Annotated in this window: 14 protein-coding genes; all 14 read left to right on the top strand. The window is 30.0% G+C overall.

What is annotated here, in order from left to right:
- The first annotated feature begins 4 nt into the window (after nt 1-4).
- Complete coding sequence (locus Q1A46_RS15100) at nt 5-172, top strand: cytochrome C oxidase subunit IV (protein ID WP_075340982.1); 168 nt, start codon at nt 5-7, stop codon at nt 170-172.
- Nucleotides 173-183: 11 nt separating this feature from the next.
- On the top strand, nt 184-1,056 hold the full coding sequence (locus Q1A46_RS15095) for a cbb3-type cytochrome c oxidase N-terminal domain-containing protein (RefSeq protein WP_299680508.1): 873 nt from the start codon (nt 184-186) through the stop codon (nt 1,054-1,056).
- Nucleotides 1,057-1,231: 175 nt separating this feature from the next.
- Nucleotides 1,232-2,653: a cytochrome c oxidase accessory protein CcoG gene (gene ccoG / locus Q1A46_RS15090; RefSeq protein WP_299680505.1), complete on the top strand. Its 1,422-nt coding sequence runs from the start codon at nt 1,232-1,234 to the stop codon at nt 2,651-2,653.
- 20 nt (nt 2,654-2,673) lie between these two features.
- A complete protein-coding gene (locus Q1A46_RS15085; protein ID WP_299680502.1) occupies nt 2,674-3,120 on the top strand; it encodes a FixH family protein in 447 nt (148 codons plus the stop codon).
- Entirely contained in the window at nt 3,120-3,821 is a 702-nt protein-coding gene (locus Q1A46_RS15080) for a sulfite exporter TauE/SafE family protein (protein WP_299680499.1), read from the top strand. The genes Q1A46_RS15085 and Q1A46_RS15080 overlap by 1 nt, the downstream gene beginning before the upstream one ends.
- Nucleotides 3,822-3,935: 114 nt before the next feature.
- The gene (locus Q1A46_RS15075; protein ID WP_299680497.1) at nt 3,936-4,769 is read left to right on the top strand and encodes a universal stress protein; all 834 of its coding nucleotides are present in this window, start codon (nt 3,936-3,938) and stop codon (nt 4,767-4,769) included.
- 19 nt (nt 4,770-4,788) lie between these two features.
- Complete coding sequence (locus Q1A46_RS15070; protein ID WP_299680495.1) at nt 4,789-5,208, top strand: CBS domain-containing protein; 420 nt, start codon at nt 4,789-4,791, stop codon at nt 5,206-5,208.
- Between the two features lie 196 nt (nt 5,209-5,404).
- Nucleotides 5,405-8,353 (top strand): histidine kinase, encoded by a 2,949-nt coding sequence (locus Q1A46_RS15065; protein ID WP_299680492.1) that lies wholly within the window; start codon nt 5,405-5,407, stop codon nt 8,351-8,353.
- Between the two features lie 25 nt (nt 8,354-8,378).
- Nucleotides 8,379-9,125 (top strand): LytTR family DNA-binding domain-containing protein, encoded by a 747-nt coding sequence (locus tag Q1A46_RS15060; RefSeq protein WP_299680489.1) that lies wholly within the window; start codon nt 8,379-8,381, stop codon nt 9,123-9,125.
- A gap of 196 nt (nt 9,126-9,321) precedes the next feature.
- Nucleotides 9,322-10,383, top strand: coding sequence for a hypothetical protein (locus Q1A46_RS15055; RefSeq protein WP_299680486.1), 1,062 nt, complete (start codon nt 9,322-9,324; stop codon nt 10,381-10,383).
- A 223-nt stretch (nt 10,384-10,606) separates the two neighbouring features.
- Complete coding sequence (locus Q1A46_RS15050; protein WP_299680483.1) at nt 10,607-14,890, top strand: InlB B-repeat-containing protein; 4,284 nt, start codon at nt 10,607-10,609, stop codon at nt 14,888-14,890.
- Between the two features lie 277 nt (nt 14,891-15,167).
- Nucleotides 15,168-18,029 (top strand): histidine kinase, encoded by a 2,862-nt coding sequence (locus Q1A46_RS15045; protein WP_299680480.1) that lies wholly within the window; start codon nt 15,168-15,170, stop codon nt 18,027-18,029.
- Nucleotides 18,026-18,781, top strand: coding sequence for a LytTR family DNA-binding domain-containing protein (locus Q1A46_RS15040; RefSeq protein ID WP_299680478.1), 756 nt, complete (start codon nt 18,026-18,028; stop codon nt 18,779-18,781). The genes Q1A46_RS15045 and Q1A46_RS15040 overlap by 4 nt, the downstream gene beginning before the upstream one ends.
- Before the next feature lie 101 nt (nt 18,782-18,882).
- On the top strand, nt 18,883-21,821 hold a 2,939-nt coding region (locus Q1A46_RS15035; RefSeq protein WP_299680475.1), incomplete at its 3' end, for a choice-of-anchor Q domain-containing protein.

The following is a 21,821-nucleotide window of genomic DNA, read 5'->3' as shown; positions in this document are numbered from 1 at the left end:
AATCATGTTAAAGTTTGTAAAAAATCATTTAGAGAGTATCACAGGAATAGAAATCTATCCATTGATTTCATTAAGCATATTCTTCACCTTTTTTCTATTGCTTTTTTGGTGGGTCTTTACCGCAAAGAAATCATACATAAAAAAAGTAAGTAACATACCATTAGATAATTAAACAGAAAAATCATGAAAAGAGTTTTTCAATCGATCATATACCTACTATTTGTTTTTGTAAGTTTTTGGGCTTTGGTTAAAGCAATTACTTCATATGAAAATCCATTTAGTTTATACGAAAATCCATTAGTTTGGATACTGTTAGTCTTCTTAATATTAGTCATTTTAGTTAAAGAATACTTTAGTTACACAGTATATAAAATGACTGAGGAATTAAAACTAGAAAAAGAAGGTTTTAATCCAGAAGAAATAGAAGATGAATGGGAAGTTTGGTTCAGAAAAGTATTTAAAAAGTTTACAAGATCTAAAGCAATAGAAGAGGAGGAAGAAATTGTATTAGATCATAACTACGACGGCATAAAAGAATTAGACAATGTGCTTCCGCCATGGTGGGTGTATTTATTCTATGCAACAATTGTTTTCGGAGTAATTTACTTGATTCGTTTTCATATTGCAGGAGGAGATTCTCAAGAAATGGAATATGAAAAAGCAATGGCAAAAGCCAAATATGAAATTGAGCAATACAAAGCAAATACACCAAATTTATTTGATATAGAAAAAGTAGAATTACTTACTGATGATGGAGCAATAGCAAGAGGAAAAGCAGTATTTAATCTGAATTGTGCTTCATGTCATGCTCCTGATGGAGGTGGAGGTGTAGGACCAAATCTTACAGATGAATATTGGATTTTAGGTGGCGGATTTAAGAATGTCTTCAATACAGTTTATAATGGAGGTAGAGCAGGAAAAGGAATGGTGCCTTGGAAAGGAGTTTTAAAACCTCAAGATATTCAAAAAGTAGCGAGTTATATTATTTCTATTGAAGGAAATACAACAGCTAAACCAAAGAAACCTCAAGGAGAAATCTGGAAAAAAGAAGAATAACTAATGTCAGTTCGAGTGAATTTTACGAAAATAATGAGTGAAATTTCTATCGAGAACATCTGGAAAGAAATTACTTCTCGATACACTATCTAACTTTATCCTATAAAGTTTAAAAAAGCACTCGAAGTGACAAAAAATAAAAAGAATAGTTAGTAATTAGTTTTGATAGTTGACAATGGAAACACCTAAAAACGAAAAATTTAGAGATAGTATTGGTACCATAGACTCCGAAGGAAAACGTGCTTGGGTGTTTCCTAAACAACCTAAAGGAAAACTATACAATTATCGTAGTTATGTGAGCTACGCATTGTTACTTTTTCTATTGTCTGCACCATTTATAAAAATCAATGGAAATCAATTTTTATTATTTAATGTTCTAGAACGTAAATTTAATGTATTCGGATTTCCATTCTGGCCACAAGATTTTCATTTAGTAGTCATATCAATGATTATTGGAGTTGTGTTTGTAACTCTGTTTACAGTCGTTTTTGGAAGAGTTTTCTGTGGATGGATTTGTCCGCAAACTATTTTCCTAGAAATGGTTTTCAGAAAAATAGAATACTGGATAGAAGGAGATCGAGGAAAACAAATTCGTTTGGCAAAACAACCTTGGAATCCTGAAAAAATTAGAAAAAAGGTATTAAAATGGTTTGTATTCTTTTTAATTTCATTTGGTATTGCGAATGTATTCTTGGCTTACATTATTGGAAGTGATGAACTTTTATTATATATAAGTAACGGGCCAGCAAATCATGTTTCAACATTTATAGTACTGTTAATTTTCACAGGTGTTTTTTACTTTGTTTTTGCTTGGTTTAGAGAACAAGTATGCATTATCGCTTGTCCGTACGGAAGATTACAAGGTGTTTTATTAGATAATCAATCGGTTGTTGTTGCTTACGATTACAAACGAGGAGAAAAAGAAAAAGGAAGAGCAAAATTTAATAAAAAAGAAGATAGAATTGTTTCTGGTAAAGGAGATTGTATCGATTGTAAGCAATGTGTTCATGTTTGTCCTACAGGAATCGATATTCGTAACGGAACTCAACTAGAATGTGTGAATTGTACCGCTTGTATAGATGAGTGCGATACTATGATGGAAAACATCGGGTATCCTAAAGGATTAATTCGTTTTGCAAGTATTGAAAACATAGAAAAAAAGAGTCCGTTTAAGTTTACTGCTAGAATGAAAGGTTACGCAGCAGTGCTTGTCATCTTATTTGGGGTTTTAACAGGGATGTTATTCTTAAGAAACGATGTTGAAGCCAAAGTGTTTCGATTACCAGGTCAGTTATATGAACGAAAAGCAGACGGAATTATCAGTAACGTGTATTCTTTTAAAATTGTAAATAAAACTACTGAAGAAATTAACAATATACATTACGAACTATTATCTCATAAAGGGAAAATAGAAATTGTAACACATCAAGATTTTACAATACCTAAACAAGGTATGGCAGAAGGTTCTCTTTTTATTGAGTTACATCAAAGTCAGTTAAAAAAAGACAGAGTGAAACTCAAAATAGGAGTATACAGTAAAGATAAACTTATAGAAACTACCACAACAAATTTTTTAGGACCTAGAAAATTTTGGTAACACTTTAAATTAAAATGAATATGAAACTCAATTGGGGTACAGGTATAGTAATAGCAATTATAGTTTTTATTGGATTTATCATGTTTATGGTTATAACAATGATAACAGACCACAAATACAATCACGATTTGGTAACCGACAGTTATTATCAAAAAGAATTAAAATATCAAGATAATATTAATGCTGAACAAAATGTATTAGCAATAAAAGATGCGATAGTTATTCAATCAAATCAGAAAGGTTTAGAATTGCTGTTTTCAAAAGAATTTCAATCAGAATTTATAAAAGGAAAAGTATTCTTATACAGACCTTCAGATAAAACTTTAGATAGTGAGTTTCCTATAGTTTTAAAAAATCAAAAGCTTCATATTCCTGAAAAGTTTTTAGTTGGGGGACGTTGGAATATTATAGTTGATTTTAATTATAAGGGAACTCCTTTTTTATATCATAAAGAACTTACACTTTAATGTTGTACACTGCTTTCATATTAGGTTTGTTGGGTAGTTTACACTGTTTGGGTATGTGCGGACCAATAGCTTTTATGTTGCCATTAGATAGGCAAAATCAAGTAACGCAGTTTTTTCAGTTAATGAGTTACCATTTAGGAAGACTATCAACTTATGCTTTGTTAGGTTTGGTATTCGGATTATTAGGTAGAGGTTTTGAGTTATTTACATTTCAACAGCATTTATCTATTTTCACAGGAGTTCTAATGATTGTAATCATTTTATTCCCCAAAATTATTCACCGATTAAAAATTACCAATTCATTAAACAGGTTTGTTATCAAAGTAAAATCTGAATTAGGTAAAGAACTCAAAGAGAAAAAAAGAAATACATTTTTCCTTATTGGTTTTTTAAATGGTTTTCTTCCTTGTGGATTAGTTTATATGGCTATTTTAGGAGCCATAGCAACTCATAATGCATTATACGGAAGTTTATATATGTTTTTATTTGGTGTTGGTACAATTCCGTTAATGAGTTCAATTGTATACTTAGGGAAATTTACACATTTCACGTTTTACAATTATTTTAAAAAAATAGTTCCTTTTGCAGTAATTCTTATAGGTGTGTTATTTATTCTTCGAGGTTTAGCCTTAGATATTCCCTATATCTCACCAGCAAATTCTGTTAGTAATTTAGTAGAACACCGAACAGTTTGCAAATAATTTTTTTAAAACATGATTTATATCATGTTTTAAAAAAGGGTAACTGATTGATATCATAGTTTTTATTTGAGAGTTAAAGTAGTTTTACACTATTAATTATTAAGTCTCTCTATCATGAAAAAAATTATTGTACCAGTAGATTTCTCATTACATTCTGAGAATGCTTTAAGAACAGCAGCTTCATTTGCAAAGCAATTTAAATCAGAAATAGTTGCAGTTCATATGTTAGAATTATCTAACGCATTAATTTCAGTTTCGTCATCATATATCAATGAGCAGGCAGTATTCCAAATTAAGTTGGCACGACAAAAGTTCGATGAATTTCTAGATAAACCATATTTATCAGATGTCACAGTTTCAACATTAATTCAGCCATACAAAGACTTTAGCAGTTTTCATGATTTAAAAGGACAAGAAGATGCAGATTTAATCATTATGTCTTCACAAGGAGCTATAGGTTTTAAAGAAATGTTTTTAGGATCGAATTCAGAAGTAGTAGTAAGAAACTCTACAATTCCAGTATTGGTTATTAAAGGACTTCCGATCACAGAACCATTCAAAAAAGTAGTTTTTGCCTGTGATTTTTCAAATGATTTTGTAGAACCATATAAACAAGCTAAAGAAATTTTATCAGTTTTTAAATGTGAAATAGAATTGGTTCACGTGAATACTCCAGGAGCCAAATTTAAAACGACAAAAGAAAAGAAAGAACGCATTGATAGTTTCTTATACAACGTCGGAGAAAGTTTTGAAAACAAGCCTAAAATCGTAGAAGTTTCTGATTATAAAATTGAAGATGGAATTTTAGAATATGCTCAAGCTAACCAAAGTGATCTAATCATTATGCCAACACATGGTAAACATGGTATTGAACATTTTTTAGATGGTAGTATTGCTGAAGATATTGTAAATCATGCAGCCTTACCAGTTTTAACAATCAAAATATAAATCCAATAATTAATTTATTATGAAAAAAAGAACACCTGTATCAAAAATAATGAGTGCTAATTTAGTAACACTAAGTTCAATTGATGATTTAACAACTGCCGAAGAGCTATTTAAAACTCACGAAATAAGACACATACCAGTTGTACAAGGTGAAGAAATTATAGGAATGTTAAGTCACACCGATTTACTAAGAGTAAGTTATGCAGAAACAGTTCAAGAATATGAAACAGAAGTTGATATTGTATTGAATAGCATTTTTACAATTGAACAAGTAATGACTAAAAATGTGGTTACGGTTAACTCAACAGATACAATTAAGGAAGTAGCAGAAATCTTATCAACAAGAGAGTTTCATGCCTTACCGGTAATAGAAAATAATGTGTTGGTTGGAATAGTAACTACAACAGATTTAATTAAATATTTATTAGAGCAGTATTAAAATAATATTGTTTATTTCCCCCCGTAATTCAGTATTCTGAATTCCCCTCGAACTGGAAGAGGAAAATCTTAAAAAAGGTTTTCCTCTTTTTCTTTTAGAAGCTCATAAGTTTATTTTGGAAACTAATTTGTGAAAATTAAATGAACTTCGTTTATTTTTATGCATAAAAGCAAGTTATAGCTTATACCCCATTTACATGAGATTTATAATTACTCTTTTCTGTTTTTTATTTACCACGGTTGTTTTGGCTCAGCAACCTATGGCTATAAACTTAACTGAAAAAGAAGGTTTACCAGATAAAGAGTTTTATAGGTTGTTAGAAGATGATAAAGGTTTTATTTGGTTAGCTGCAGATAAAGGTTTGTATAGGTATGATGGATTTCAATTTAAACAATACATACATCCAGATCAAATAGGATTGTCTGTGTTTTCGGTAGTAAAAGATAGAGATGATATAATTTGGTATACAAACTTATCAAATCAAATTTTTTATATCAAAAACGGAAAAGTTCACTTATTTAAAGAGTTAAAAGAATTTTTTAGAGGTAATGTAATTCAAATTTTCGCACACAACAGCACTATAATTTTCTTAGGTTCTTCAAGGTTGATGATTTATGATAAGAATACTGGAAAGCTAGAGTTTAAAAATAATACAGATAGAACTAGATTTTATAGTGAGGTTATTTCAAAAGATAATAATATTTATGCCTTTACTTTAGAAGGGAGTTTAGTAAGAATTGATAGTACTTTTACACTTACCGATTTAGGAAAAAAAATGACTTTTGCAGAAACTAGAGTTAGAGGAGCTACATTACGACAAGTAGGAGATTCTTATTTACTTACTACTATGCATAAAGATAAAAGTAGCGAGTTCTATATTTTAGATACAGACTTTGAAAAGAAATTTAGCTTTTTAAAATTAGAAATACCTGAGAAGTTTATCATTAATAGTCTTAGAGTATTTAATGAAGAAATATATTTACTAACAAGTAAAGGAGTATATATTTATAAGTTAATTAATCAAAAATTAAAATTACAACAGAAAATATTTGAAGGAACTGTAATTAGCGATGCATTAAAAGATAGTAAAGGAAACTTGTGGTTAACAACGCTAAATCACGGGGTATATGTGGTTCCTAACCCAGATTTGAAATCAAATTTCACTGCTCCAGAATCGAATCGTATTCGAAAAATATTTAGAGGAAAAGAAAACGAAATCTTTTTAATAGGTACAGGAAATGAATTTTACATATTCAATACAGATACTCAAAAAACAACAACTATCGAATTCAAAAATTCTTCTGAAATTGAATATATGTTTTACGAGAAATCGAGAGATTTATATTATTTACAAAGTGTTGAATCTTTTAATGCGGTAAGATTTAAAAATAATAAGGTTCATATTATAAGAGAACATTTGAGTCATGTTATTAAAGATCATTTTTTTGTGAATAAAGACACCTTGTTAATGGCGACAGGAAAAACATCTATGCTAATTAACTTAAAAGATGTTTCTAAACCTAGATTCGATGCAAAATCTTCATACGGTAGGGCATATAGTTGTTACGGAGATAAGTATAATAATCAATATTATTTCGGAACGGTAAAAGGTTTTCATGTTTATAACAACAACTTTATAAGAGAAGAAATTAAAAATGGAGATAAATCTATTTATATTAAAGATATTACTTCTTCTAAAGATACAGTTTGGGCTTTGTCATTTAAAAAAGGAGTTTATAAAATTGAACAGAATAAAATCAATAAGCAATTAACTTGTAAAGATGGATTACTTTCTAATATTAATTCATTTATAAAGTACGATAGTGTAAACAACTCAATCTGGCTTGCTGGAGATAAAGGAATTCAAAAACTAAACTTAACAACAAACAAGTTTAGCAACCTTACCAAGAATAATGGAGTGTCATCTTATGAATTCTTAGGAATGGAAATTATTAATGGAAGAGTTTATGTTGGAACAACGACTGAATTATTTTCGTTCAATACTGAAAAGATTTTTGATAATTTAAATACACAAAATAAACCTTTACCTTATTTTAAAGGAATTAAAATTGATAATGTAAACAAAGAAATTACTAAAAATTACATAATTTCTAGTAATGTTGATAAGTTAGAGATTGCGTTTAATACAAATGGTTTTCTTTCAAAAGAACATACTTCTTATCAATATAGATTATTACAAAATCGAAAAGAAGATATTCCTTGGCAAGAAGAAACATCGCAAAGTAATACGGTTGTTTATAATAAACTGGCTCAAGGAAATTATATATTTCAACTTAAAGCTAAAGAAGGTGAAAATACATCAGATATTCAAGAATTACGATTTACAGTAAAAGGTGTTTTTTACACACAATGGTGGTTCTTTTTATTAATCACACTCTCAGTCTCTTCTTTTCTTTGGTATTATTTTAATAGAAAAAACAAACAATTAAAAGAGAAGCAAAAGTTAATTCTAGACAAACAAAATAAAGAGTTAGAAAATATATTCTTAAAACTAGAGAGTTTAAGAAGTCAAATGAATCCGCATTTTATTTTCAATGCATTAAATTCCATTCAAGATTATATTCTAAATAACGAGAAAAAATTAGCACGTACATATTTAGTGAAGTTTTCACGATTAATTCGAATGTATTTAGAGCATAGTCAGAAAAATAGAATTACAGTTCGAGAAGAATTAGGAGCGTTAAACTTTTACTTAGAGTTAGAAAAAGATCGATTTGAAGACTCTTTTACTTTTATAATAGATGTAGATGAAAATTTAGATCAAGATACTGTTGAAATTCCAACGTTTTTAATACAACCTTATGTTGAAAATGCGATAAAACACGGATTATTACACCGAAAAGAAAATAGGAAACTAAATCTTAGTTTTAGAATAAATGAAGAGTTAAAAGTTTTAGAATGCTTAATTCAAGATAATGGAGTTGGTCGTGTTTTTTCAAAAGAAATAAATAATAGAAAAGCATTTAAACCAAAATCGTTTTCTTCTGAGGCTAATGCTAAAAGAATCAGTTTGTTAAATAAAACAAGAGAAACCCCGATAAAATTAGAAATTATAGACCAATACGATAGTACTAATAAACCTACAGGTACACTAGTAAAATTACAAATTCCAATAGATTTTTAATACTATCCAAAAAAAATAGGCAAATATGAAAGCAATAATAATAGATGACGAAGCTAAAGCAAGAAGTGTTTTAAAAACTCTTATAACAGAAGAGTGCCATAAAATTAAGGAGATAGATGAAGCAGAAGACTTATTAACCGGAATAGATAAAATTAAAAAGAATCAACCAGATATTGTTTTTCTAGATATAGAAATGCCAGAGTATTCTGGTTTAGAAATATTAAATTTCTTTTCTGAAGAAGAAATTACATTTCAAATCATATTTACAACTGCATACAGTCATTATGCAATAGAAGCATTTAAATTAAATGCGATTGATTATTTATTAAAACCAATAGATGGGGAAGAACTTAGAGAAGCTGTTGAAAAAGTAATCACATTTATTGGAAACTCTCAAATTAATGAGAGATTAAAAGAATTGAAACAAAGTTTACAAGAATCTGACTTCAAAAAAATTGGATTACCAAACGGAAATGGAATTAAGTTTGTCAATTTCAATGATATTATCATGTTAGAAGCAGATGGAATGTATACTAAGGTTTCTACTACTAAAGAGAATATTTTAGTAAGTAAACCATTAAAGTTTTTTGTAGAAACACTTCATAAAATAAGCACATTTTATCGTCCTCATAGATCATATTTAATCAATTTAAGATTTTTAAGAGAATATGTTAAGAAAGATGGAGGTTACGTAATCATGGAAAACGATAAAACTGTTTCAATATCTAAAGATAAAAAAGAAGAATTTTTAACCATAGTTCAAAGTATCTAACTTCAACTAACCAAACTTCGAAAAGACTCTTTTTTAGAGTCTTTTTTGTTTTAAATCAGTTTTTTATGAGTTAATTGAGAAGTTTAAAACGAACTTTGAGAAGTTTTAAAGGTTTTAAATCATACTAATTGAAGAATTTTAAATCATTAACAGCAAGTAAAAGCAGTTAGTTGCTTTTCTATCAAAAACAAAAGAAATGATTAAAATTAGTAAGAGAGGTTTATTTTCGGTTGCATTGTTTAGTGCAATTTTATTTTCAGCACCCAATGCAAATGCTCAATTCTTAAAAAAAGTATTAAACAAGAGCAAATCATCTAAGAAAAGTAAATCATCAAATAAAGCTTCAGCTAGTACCAATAAGGGTGGACAACAGTTTGTGTCTAAAAACCAAATGAGTTCAAGGTTTGCTAGTGGTTTTACAAACTTAGAAATGCGTACAGCTAAAGAAAAAAGAAAAGGAAACGAGTTTAATGTATATCATTTTGGTTCTGGTAATAAATTAGCATTTAAATTATATCCAAGATTTGCTAAAGACGATTATAGCAGAGATATAGATGGTGTTTACTGTAGTAATTTCGTAAAAGATGGAGAAGAAGTTTTTCATATAGATGAACTAAAAGATGTGACAGATACAAATGGAACTAAGCATTCGTTCACTCCAGTTCCTTCTCCATCTAAAAGAGTAATTAAAACTCCAGATAATGTGTACTTAATTTATGCTTTCGATGGAGGAAAAAAGATTGGAGGAAAGTATCCATATTTTATGTCATCAAAATCTAAAATAAAAGGACCGTTTGTAATTGCAGCACCAAGTGCAGAAAAATTTGATGAGTGGAGTGGAGAGAAGGCTTTAAATTATGTAAAGGATTTTGAAAAAAGAGTAAAAATAGGATCATTTAAGTTTATGCCTAAAGAAGGTAAATTACATACACCAGAATTAGCGAAACTTTGTGAGCAGGCGATCTATAAAAAATTAAAACAGTATAGAAATAATGCTAACCTAAAAATAAGAAAATTAGTAGTCTACTCAGATGAATGGAAAGAGAAAACAGATCGTGTAACAGATGAAGTAACAGACAGACAGTTAATCGCATACTACTTATATGTGAATGGAGATGATACTGATATTCACGCAGCAAAAATAAATCAAAAAAGTACAGAGAATGGTTTTTCTAAAGAGTTAGTAATAGAAAAAAATTATTCAGATAAATTTTCAAAAGATATACCAGTAAGCTTGGTAAACAAATATTTTAAATAGTTTTTATACCCACTATTTTTATAAGTATCCTTATACTTAGCTTTTAAACCATACAGTTATTGTACTGTATGGTTTTTATTTTTTAATGTAAAAAAATAATGTACAAAGGCTTAAGTTTTCGCACTTCAATTCAGCAACTCAAATCGTACTTTCAGAAATTCTTCATAAAAATATTAAGGTGAATAAGACAACTTTGTACACATAAGGACTTAAAAAACAGATCATGAAATTAAAATTACTCTTTTTATTTTTGTTGCTTAGCAACATAACTTTTGCTCAATGGCAAGTAGAGGGAACAGCACGTTTTACAAATGATGCTACGGATCTTGCTATTGCATCTGATACAAATGATGTTCCATATGTTGCTTATGCTGATAATACAAATGGACAAGTACACGTTCAAAAGTTCGACGGTACAAACTGGGTTGATGTTGGAAGTAATGCAACTGGACTTGTAACACCAAGTTTAATAGCAGTTGCAATTAATCCAGTAACTAATCAACCTTGGGTTGCTTTTAGAAATAATACAACAAATAGACTTGATGTTATTAGATTTGATGGAACAACTTGGGTTAGTGAAGTAGCTTCTTTAACAAGTTACGCGCCACATAGTAAAACGATTATAAAGTTTTCGGCTACAGGACAAGCTTTTATAGGAACTTCAAGAGCAGGTTCTAATATTACGAATAATATCTTCTATTTATATTCAAATAGAAGTGGATCTTGGACAAACGAGTTTAACCGAAATATTTTTGAGAACTGTTACGATTTAATTTCTGAAGATAATTTAGTAGTTGGTTGGGGATATAGATTTGGAAATTGGAGACCAAGAGCTACAAGATATGCATATGATGGTAGTGCTTGGAATATCGATGTAAATACTTCGTATACACCACCAGGTGGAGCAAATGCTTACATGTATACAATGGCTGGAGTAAGTAATAGAATTATTCACCATTATAATTATCAAGGTACTGTTCCAACTAATAGAATTGAGATGATTTCAGGAACAAGGCCATCTGGAGCAGATTCTCCAAAAAAGAGAACTTTGTTCATGGAGTATAATAACTTAGATAATAATTCTTATGCTTTATATTACAACAGTAGTGATAATTTAATTATTAATCAATTCAATCAGTATTTAAACTCTTGGAGTGATTTAAATATTGGTTTAAATTTTACAGGAGTAGATCCAAAAGCAAAAATTACTGTTAATAATACAGGTAATAAAGTATATGTTGCTTATTTAGATAATAATAAAGTTACAGTTCAATATTATGGTGTTGTTGCTCCAGCACCACAAGTTTATGTTGATATTAATGCAACAGGTAACAATGATGGTACTTCTTGGACAGATGCTTATACGAACTTACAAGATGCTATCGATAACACGAATTTACCAACTCAAATTTGGGTGGCTCAAGGAACGTATTTACCAACAGCAGGAACTGGAAATAGTAGGACTTTTAAGTTAGAAAATAAAGTTGTAGAAATTTACGGTGGTTTTAACGGAACTGAAACAGCTTTAAATCAAAGAGATTATAAAAATAATGTTACTATTTTATCTGGAGATTTAAATGGAGATGATAATGGTAATTTAAGTAATACTGAACCAACTAGAGCTGATAATTCATATCACGTAGTTTCTTTAAAAGGAACAGGAATTGGAACTATCATTGATGGATTTACAATTTCTGATGGAAATGCAAATGGTCCAAATAGTACTAGTTGTACAACTTCAGCTACAAATCAAGATGTTGGAGGAAGAGGAGGAGCTATAATTGTTCAACCTTATAATACTGGTAGAATTTATAGTACAATTCAAAATTGTATTTTAGAAAATAATTCGGGGTCAGAATATGCAGTATATGCTCAGTTTAATCCATGTGGGCAGACCAATATTATAGGTGATACTGATTTCAAAAGTTGTATCATAAGAAATAACTATTCAGATACGCAATCTGCTTTCTTATTTGTAGGATCACAAAATTTCTCTCAGTTTGGTAGAGGTTCAGTTGTAAATAGTCTTTTCTATAATAATGTATCCAGCACAAGTGCTTCGTGTATCCGTTTGGTAACCGGTTCAGGAGGAAATATAACTGGTATTGATGTAGATATTATCAATTCTACTTTTGCGAAAAATACAGGGAATTTAGGGAATGTTATAAAAATGGAGAGAGCAGCAAATAGTACTATTAAAAACAGTATTATTTTTGATAATGGTTCAATATCTCCTTTCGATGCAACAGGAACTCCTTCTTCAGTAAGTAATTCTATTGTTCAAGGTGGTCAAGCTGGAGGAATGGCTTCTGACCCATTATTCACTGATGCTGCAAATAATGATTTTACTTTACAAGCAGGTTCAAATGCTATTGACGGAGGTTTAAGTGCTGATTTACCCTCTGATATTACTGAAGATTTAGCTGGAAATACAAGGGTTTCAGGCGGATCAGTAGATATGGGAGCTTATGAGAGTGCAGTTACACAATATACGTTAACGTTAAATGCAGTTGATGGAACAATAACACCAAATCCAGCTGGAGGAACTTACGATGATGGTACATCAGTTACTTTAACAGCTACACCAAATGCTGGTTACGAATTTACAGGATGGAGCGGTGATGCCTCAGGTACTACAAATCCATTAACAATTACAATGGATGCTGATAAAAATATTACAGCTACGTTTACTTTAATTCAAAGAACATTAACATTAAACGCAACAAATGGTAGTGTTACTGCAGCTCCAAATCCTGGTACAGGATCTTATGACGATGGTACATCAGTTACTTTAACAGCTACACCAAATGCTGGTTACGAATTTACAGGATGGAGCGGTGATGCCTCAGGTACTACAAATCCATTAACAATTACAATGGATGCTGATAAAAATATTACAGCTACGTTTACTTTAATTCAAAGAACATTAACATTAAACGCAACAAATGGTAGTGTTACTGCAGCTCCAAATCCTGGTACAGGATCTTATGACGATGGTACTGTTGTTACGTTAACAGCTACACCAGATGCTGGTTATGAATTTACAGGATGGAGTGGAGATGCTTCAGGAACTACAAATCCATTAAATATTACAATGGATGCTGATAAAACAGTTACTGCGAACTTCGGCCCAATTCAAAGAACATTAACATTAAATGCAACAAATGGTAGCGTTAATGCAGCTCCAAATCCAAGTACAGGAACTTATGACGATGGAAGTGTGGTAACTTTAACAGCTACACCAGATGCTGGTTATGAATTTACTGGATGGAGTGGCGATGCTTCAGGAACTACAAATCCATTAACTATTACAATGGATGCTGATAAAACAGTTACAGCGAATTTTAGTAAAATTCAGCGTACAGTTACTATAAATGCAATGAATGGTACTGTATTAACAGATCCAAATCCAGTTAATGGAACATATGATGATGGAACTTCGGTTACTTTTACACCAAAGGCAAATCTTGGTTATGAATTTATAGGATGGAGTGGTGATTTTACAGGATCAACAAATCCGAGAACTGTAACAATCATTTCAGATTTAAATATAACGGCAAACTTTGCACCAATTCAAAGAACATTAACATTAGGTTCGTCAACAAATGGATCTATAACAGCAAATCCTGGTCCAGTAAATGGAACTTACGATAATAATAGTGTGGTAACTTTAACGGCTGTACCAGACGCTGGTTACGAATTTGCAGGTTGGAATGGTGTAGCTGGAGGAACTACAAATCCAATCAATGTTACAATGGATGCTGATAAAACGGTTTCAGCAAACTTTACACCAATACAAAGAACATTAACTATAAATGCTACAAACGGAATTGTTACAACCAATCCAAACCCAACTAATGGAACCTATACAGATGGAACTATGGTAACATTAACAGCTACGCCAAACGCAGGTTATGAGTTTGTTGGATGGAGTGGAGACGTATCAGGAACTACAAATCCACTAACTATTACGATGGATGCTGACAAAACAGTTACAGCAATGTTTGCTATTGTTCAATTTAGATTAATATTAGCTTCAACTAATGGTAATATTTCTGTAGACACTGCACCAGATTTTGTTGATCCTGCTACAGGTGTTGGTTCTTACAACGTAGGAACGGTGGTACAGCTTACAGCTACACCAATTTCAGGATACAAGTTTGATGGTTGGAGTGGAGATGCTTCAGGAACTAGTAATCCTGTAACTATAACTATGGATGCTGATAAAACAGTTACAGCTAACTTTTCAGTAAATACATTAAGTGTAAATGAAGAAGAGTTTCCTGTACGTTTTAAGTTATATCCAAACCCAGTGACTGATTTCTTAAAAGTTGAATCAAAAGAAGATATTAAAGCAATAAAGCTATATTCTATGCTTGGAAAAGAAATTGAAGTAAAGGATTTTTCTTCAGAAGGAATAGAAGTATCTAGCTTAAGTAAAGGAATTTATTTCTTAATGATAAGAACTGATTCAGGAAAAGGAATCAGAAGATTTATCAAGAAATAAATGAAAAAGAGTAAAGATAAATACCGATTTGAAATAACTTTGGTTGTTTTGTATAGTTTCATTCTATATTTATTGACAAAGTTATAATCAAAGGGGATTAATTTAAAAGAGCTTATATTTTATAAGCTCTTTTTTATTGAAAGAATGAACTGTTTACTAGTAAACAATTACAGTTTATTAAATTTATATAAATCTACTTTCAATTAATTGTAAATTTGAGTATAATAGTAACGTATTGAAAAACTCTTTATTCCATATTTACTTTTTTTTACTCTTCTTGGGGATTCATGCTCAAGATCCAATTACTATTCATATTACAGATAAGGATGGTTTTCCTGATAATGAGGTTTATGATTTACTGCAAGATAAGAAAGGAGACATTTGGATTGCAGCAAATAAAGGGTTGTTCAAATTTGATGGAAAAAATTTTACTCAATTAACGCATCCGAAAAAGCAAGGAAGATCATTCTTTAATTTAACCTTAGATCCTTATGGTCGTGTTTGGTGTAATAATTTAGCAGGCCAATTTTTCTATGTTGAGAATAATAAATTGCAACTCTTTGGAAACTATCAAGATATTATTAAAGGAGCTTATACAGATTTTGTTTTTTTGAATGATGAGCTGGTATTTAAAATTTATTTAGGAGAAGGAGCTCAAAAAATTTGTGCAATAGACATAAATACTAAGAAAAAAAGAGAATTACCAATAACAGTTACTGGAAACTCTATGGGATTTGTATTTAATGATATTCTATATTACACTTCTAAGGGATTTAAGTTAAAATCATATAGTTTTGAACATGAGGAAGCTAAATTAATTAGTGATCGAACGGTTCATAATATTACTTTTTCAAATTTTTATAAACTTAAAGAAGGTTTTTGTCTCATAAAAAGTAATGCTGAACATAGTAATAATAGTTTTTATGAGTACGATAATGAGTTGCTACCAGTCGAAATTCCACAAGAGTTAAATACCCATAGAATCGAAGGGTTATTCGAAAGAGATAATAACTATTATTTTTCAACTTCCAATGGCATGTATATATGCACTAAAAAGAATAATTCACTCAAAATTAAAGATCATTACCTAAAAGGGATATTTGTAACAAAAGCATTGATAGATGTTAATAATAATTTATGGATATCAACATTAAATAACGGTATTTATGTAATACCTAATGAGCAATTAAAAAAGATTTCCAATGTGAATAATATCTCTGTTTTAGAGAAGATAAATGATTCATCATGTTACATCGGAACCAGATCTGGTAAACTTTTAGAGTATTATAAAACATCTAATATTTTTAAAACAAACCTTTTTTCTAATAATTCATTTATAAGGAGTATATCATTCAATAAAAAGGCAGGAAAAACATTATATGCATCAGATAAGAGTTTTTTTACATTCGACGCTTTTAACCGAAAGGAAAACGTCAGTGTAATGAATACATTAGGAGTTAAAAACACTAATGTAATTAACGATTCTACATATGCTGTTAGCTCTTCTAGCGGTGTTTACATTATAAAAGGGAAAAGTAAATTGACTAGAATTACTTTTAAAAGAGCTTATACATCTTTGTTTTCAAAATTTAATAATCAACTCTATGTTAGTGATGTTGATGGTTTAAATTTATATTCCAACGATTTAAAAGTTAAACAGGCAATTGAGATTAATCAAAATCCTATTTATACTTTTAAAATGGCAGAATCTACAAATGGAATTGTTTGGGTTTCCACTTATGATAAAGGTGTTTATGGAATTAAAAATGATATTGTAATAAAGAAATTGAATGAAGAAAATGGTCTTGCTTCAAATTTTGTGAATACAATTAATACTGACGGAAATGATTTATGGATTGCTACAGAAAAAGGAGTTCAACTGTACAGTTCCAATACTGATTCATTTAAAATTTTAACAAAGCAAGACGGAATAAATTCTTATGCCATTAAGCATATAGAAGTTTTAGGAAATAATGTTCTATTATCTTCAAATTTAGGATTATTTAGTTTTGATAAAACGAAAATTTTTAAAGAACGTAAATTACAAAAGCCGTATATCAAATCGGTACAAATTCAAGAGAAAGACACGTTAATTCTTCCTAATTATCAATTACGCCAAGAATCTAGTAATGTTCGATTTAATTTTAATATCAAAGGTTTTCATTCCAATCAATCGATAATCTATCAATACAGTTTGAAAGGAGTTGATAAAGATTGGATAACGCTAACAAGAGGTTCGGATTATGTTAAATTTAATAGTTTGCCAGAAGGTGATTTTGTATTGAGATATAGAATTATTGACGATGTAAATGGAGAAGTCTCAGAAGGCGATAGCATTAACATCAAAATTACCTTACCTTTTTATAAAACTGAATTATTCTGGTTGCTTTTATCCGTGTTATCTATAATGATTGTGATTTTTTACTTTAGAAAAAGAACAAAAAGATTAAAAGAAACACAAAAAATACAATTAGAGAAAGCTGAGATTAATCGTGATTTAACGTTTTCTCAGTTAGAAAATTTACGCTCTCAAATGAATCCGCATTTTATTTTTAATGCATTAAACTCAATACAGGATTACATAATAATCAATGAGAAAAAACTCGCTAGAGATTACTTGGTTAGATTTGCGAGACTTATCCGATTGTATTTAGATCAGAGTAGAAAGAATGAAATATCTTTAGAGGATGAATTGAGTACTCTAAATTTATATTTAGAACTCGAAAAAGAAAGATTTGAAGGCGATTTTGATTATGATTTAAATGTAGATAAAGAATTAAAAATAAGAGAAATTTATGTGCCATCATTATTAATTCAACCTTATGTGGAAAATGCTCTTAAGCACGGTTTATTGCATAAAATTGATGATAAAAAACTAGAAATTTCGTTTGTAAAAAGTAGAGATGGAAACGCATTACAATGTACCATTATTGATAATGGAATTGGAAGAGAAGCAGCCGCAAGAATTAATAAGAAAAGACATAAAAATCATGTTTCTTTTGCTACGTCAGCTAATCAAAAAAGAGTCACACTTTTAAATTCAGCAATGAATAAAAATATAGAAGTCAAAATAGTAGATCTTTATGATGAAGAACGAAAAGGAATTGGCACTGTAGTAACCATAAATTTGCCCCTATGAAAGTAATAATAATCGATGACGAAAATAGATCTAGACGTGTACTAAAATCAATACTTGAAGATAATTGCACAGAAGTGAATATAATTTTAGAAGCATCAAACCTCATAGAAGGAGTTCAGCTCATTAAAAAAGAAAAACCTTCTATAGTATTTCTTGATGTTGAAATGCCTAAACATTCAGGTTTAGAAATTCTTGATTTTTTTACAAATGAGTCCATTGATTTCCAAATAATTTTCACAACGGCTTACGAACAATATGCTGTAGAAGCTTTTAAACTTTCAGCAATTGATTACGTATTAAAACCAATTGATGAGAAAGAATTAATTAAAGCATTTAAGCGAGCTAAACAGGTAATTAACGATAATCAAATTAAAAATAAACTAGAGAATCTAGAAAAAGCATTACATCAATTATCATTAAATAAAATAGCTTTAGAAGTTCCAAAAGGAATTATTTTTGCTTCACATGAAGATATTATGTACTTCGAAGCAGATGGAGTTTATACAAAAGTTCATTTAGAAAATGGTAAAACAGAATTAATCTGTAAAACATTAAAACATTTTACCGAGCAGTTAGTGAATCAACCGTTATTTTATAAACCTCACAGATCGTATCTTATTAACTTAAAATTTATGAAGGAATTAGTTAAAAAAGATGGTTTTCACATCGTCATGAATAACTTAAGTACGATTCCCATAGCAAGAGATAGAAAAGATGAGTTTATTGAAATGATAAACAGAGTATTTAACTAATTACATTTCACTTACAAAACCTAACAGTTCACTAAATAAAAAAATAATCAGCAATTTAAAGTAAGACCTTTGTTTTCATAATGTAAAAAATGAAATTTATTATGAAAATAAAATTATGCTTATTGTTTTTATTTACATGTCTTCTGGTTAAAGCACAAATTTATGTAGATAAAGATGCAACAGGAAGTAACGATGGATCTTCATGGATTAATGCTTACACAAGCTTACAAGATGCACTAGCAAATGATTCTAGTGGTGATGAAATTTGGATAGCAGAAGGCGATTACTCTCCTGGGACAAATAGAACTGATAGTTTTATTTTAAATCAAACTAATGTCAAACTTTATGGTGGTTTTAATGGAACCGAATCACTTTTATCAGAAAGAAACGTTTTGCTATATAAAACAATCTTAGACGGTGATGTAAATGGAGATGATACTGGAGTTGGCTATACAGGTGTTAATAGAGATGAAAATACGCTAAACATAGTAAAAATTCAAGCGAATAATTGTACTCTTGATGGAATTATAATTGCTAATGGTCACGCTAATGACTCTTCAATAAGCGATAACCAAGAAGGAAGTGCTATCTTAATAGATGCTCAAAATATATCCATAAAAAACTCTACCTTTGAGAAGAATGTTGTTCAGCGTTTTGGAGTTATTCAAATGATTGATCAAAGTGGTTTTTTAAGTATTGAAAATACAATCTTTAAAGATAATTATGGTAACGGTGGTGTTACTTTATATACAAGAGCCAATGGAGGAGCTTTAAATATTACTATTATTAATAGTTTATTTGAAAACAATACCTTAGAAAACGTTTCACCTTCTGGATCAGGAAGCACTGGGATAATATGGTTTAGGCAAGATCTTAATTTTTCACAAAATGTAACAATTACGAACTGTACACTAGTTAATAACAAAAATAAGACTAGAGGAACAGCAAATGTAAGTGTTCCAGCAACATTAATTAATGCTTCGAGGTTATCTTCAAATACTAGATCTTCTTCTCTAAATGTGTTTAATTCTATTTTTTGGGGAAATAGAAATGCTCAAAATGGAACTATGACCTCAGTTGGTAATGATACTTCTCAGACAGGAACTAATGATTTTGTAGTTGAAACATCTGTAGGTGAAGACAATTTCAATAATTTTTCTACGCTCGATTTCATTTTTAACGTGAACGCTAGTACAGCGAATATTTCTAATGCTAATCCAATCTTTACAAGTAGTACAGATTTTACTCTTCAATCTTCTTCACCATTTGTAAATAATGGGGATTCTTCTAAAATGCCAAGTGGTATTACTACAGATCTTCTAGGCAATGAAAGAATTCAATCTCTAAGTATAGATTATGGATGTTATGAATCTTCGCACACTACAAATTTTAATTTGATTTTTGTAGATAAAGATGCGACAGGAAATAATGATGGAAGTTCTTGGACGAATGCATATACAGATCTCCAAGACGCGCTAGCTAATGATGCCAGTAATAATGTAGTTTGGATAGCAGAGGGAACGTATTCTCCTGGAGCAATTAGAACAGATAGTTTTGTACTTGATCAATCAAATGTTAAACTATATGGCGGATTTAACGGAACAGAAAGCCAATTGTCGGATAGAGATTTTACACAATACAAAACTGTTTTAGATGGAGATGTTAACGGTGATGACTCTGGCGTAGGTTACACTGGCGTAAATCGTACTGATAATACAATTCATATTGTCAAAATTCAAGCTGATAATTGTATTCTTGATGGACTTACGATAGCTAACGGTCAGGCTGATAAATTGTCAACAAGTGAAACTCAAGAAGGAAGCGCGTTATTAATACAATCGACTAATTTAACAGTAAAAAACTGTAGCATTGAGAAAAATGTAGTAAGTCGTTTTGGGGTTGTTCAAATGATCGATCAAAATGGTTTTCTGAATATAGAGAACACAATATTCAAAAATAATTTTGGAAACGGAGGTGTTACGTTGTATACAAGAGCAAGTAATGATATTTTGGATATAAATATTATGAACTGTTTATTTGAAAATAATATTCTAGAATCAATTAATCCTACAGGTCAAGGTAATTCTGGAATTATTTGGTTTAGACAAGACCTTAATTTTTCTCAAAGAGTAACTATTACCAATTGTACTTTTGCGTATAATAAAAATAATACCAATGCAAGTAATAATGCAACATTAATAAATGCGTCGAGAATTTCAAGTGTAGGTCAGCTCAATTCTTTACATGTTTATAATTCGATCATTTGGGAAAATAGAAATGCGGCTAACAACGTAATGATCTCTATGTTAAATGATACCAATCAATTAGATTTTCAAGAGTATAAAGTTGGAAATTCGGTAGGTCAAGATGGTTTTAGTAATATTTCAAATACTACAGGAATAGGTACTAGTAATCCTTCATTTACCAATGCTTTGAATGGTGATTTTACTCTGAAATCGAATTCCCCAGCGATAGATACTGGAGACAATTCAAAAATTCCTTCAGGAATATTTACATTTGATTTACAAGGTAATGATCGTATTTTTAATACAACTGTAGATATGGGGGCTTATGAATATAACCCTAGCCTAACAAATCAATACACATTAACCTTAAATGCAGTTGACGGAACAATAACACCAAACCCAGCTGGAGGAACTTATGACGATGGAAGTGTTGTTACTTTAACAGCTACACCAGATTCAGGTTATGAATTTACAGGATGGAGTGGCGATGCTTCAGGAACTACAAATCCATTAACTATTACAATGGATGCTGATAAAACAGTTACAGCGAACTTTGGTCCAATTCAAAGAACATTAACATTAAACGCAACAAATGGTAGCGTTACTGTAGCTCCAAATCCAAGTACAGGAACCTATGACGATGGAAGTGTTGTTACTTTAACAGCTACACCAGATTCAGGTTATGAATTTACAGGATGGAGTGGTGATGCTTCAGGAACTACAAATCCATTAAATATTACAATGGATGCTGATAAAACAGTAACTGCAAACTTTGGTCCAATTCAAAGAACATT

The organism is uncultured Tenacibaculum sp., from assembly GCF_947502995.1.
Lineage (GTDB): Bacteria > Bacteroidota > Bacteroidia > Flavobacteriales > Flavobacteriaceae > Polaribacter.
The sequence above is the reverse complement of the archived record's forward strand: the minus strand, read 5'-3'. Positions and strand labels throughout refer to the sequence as shown.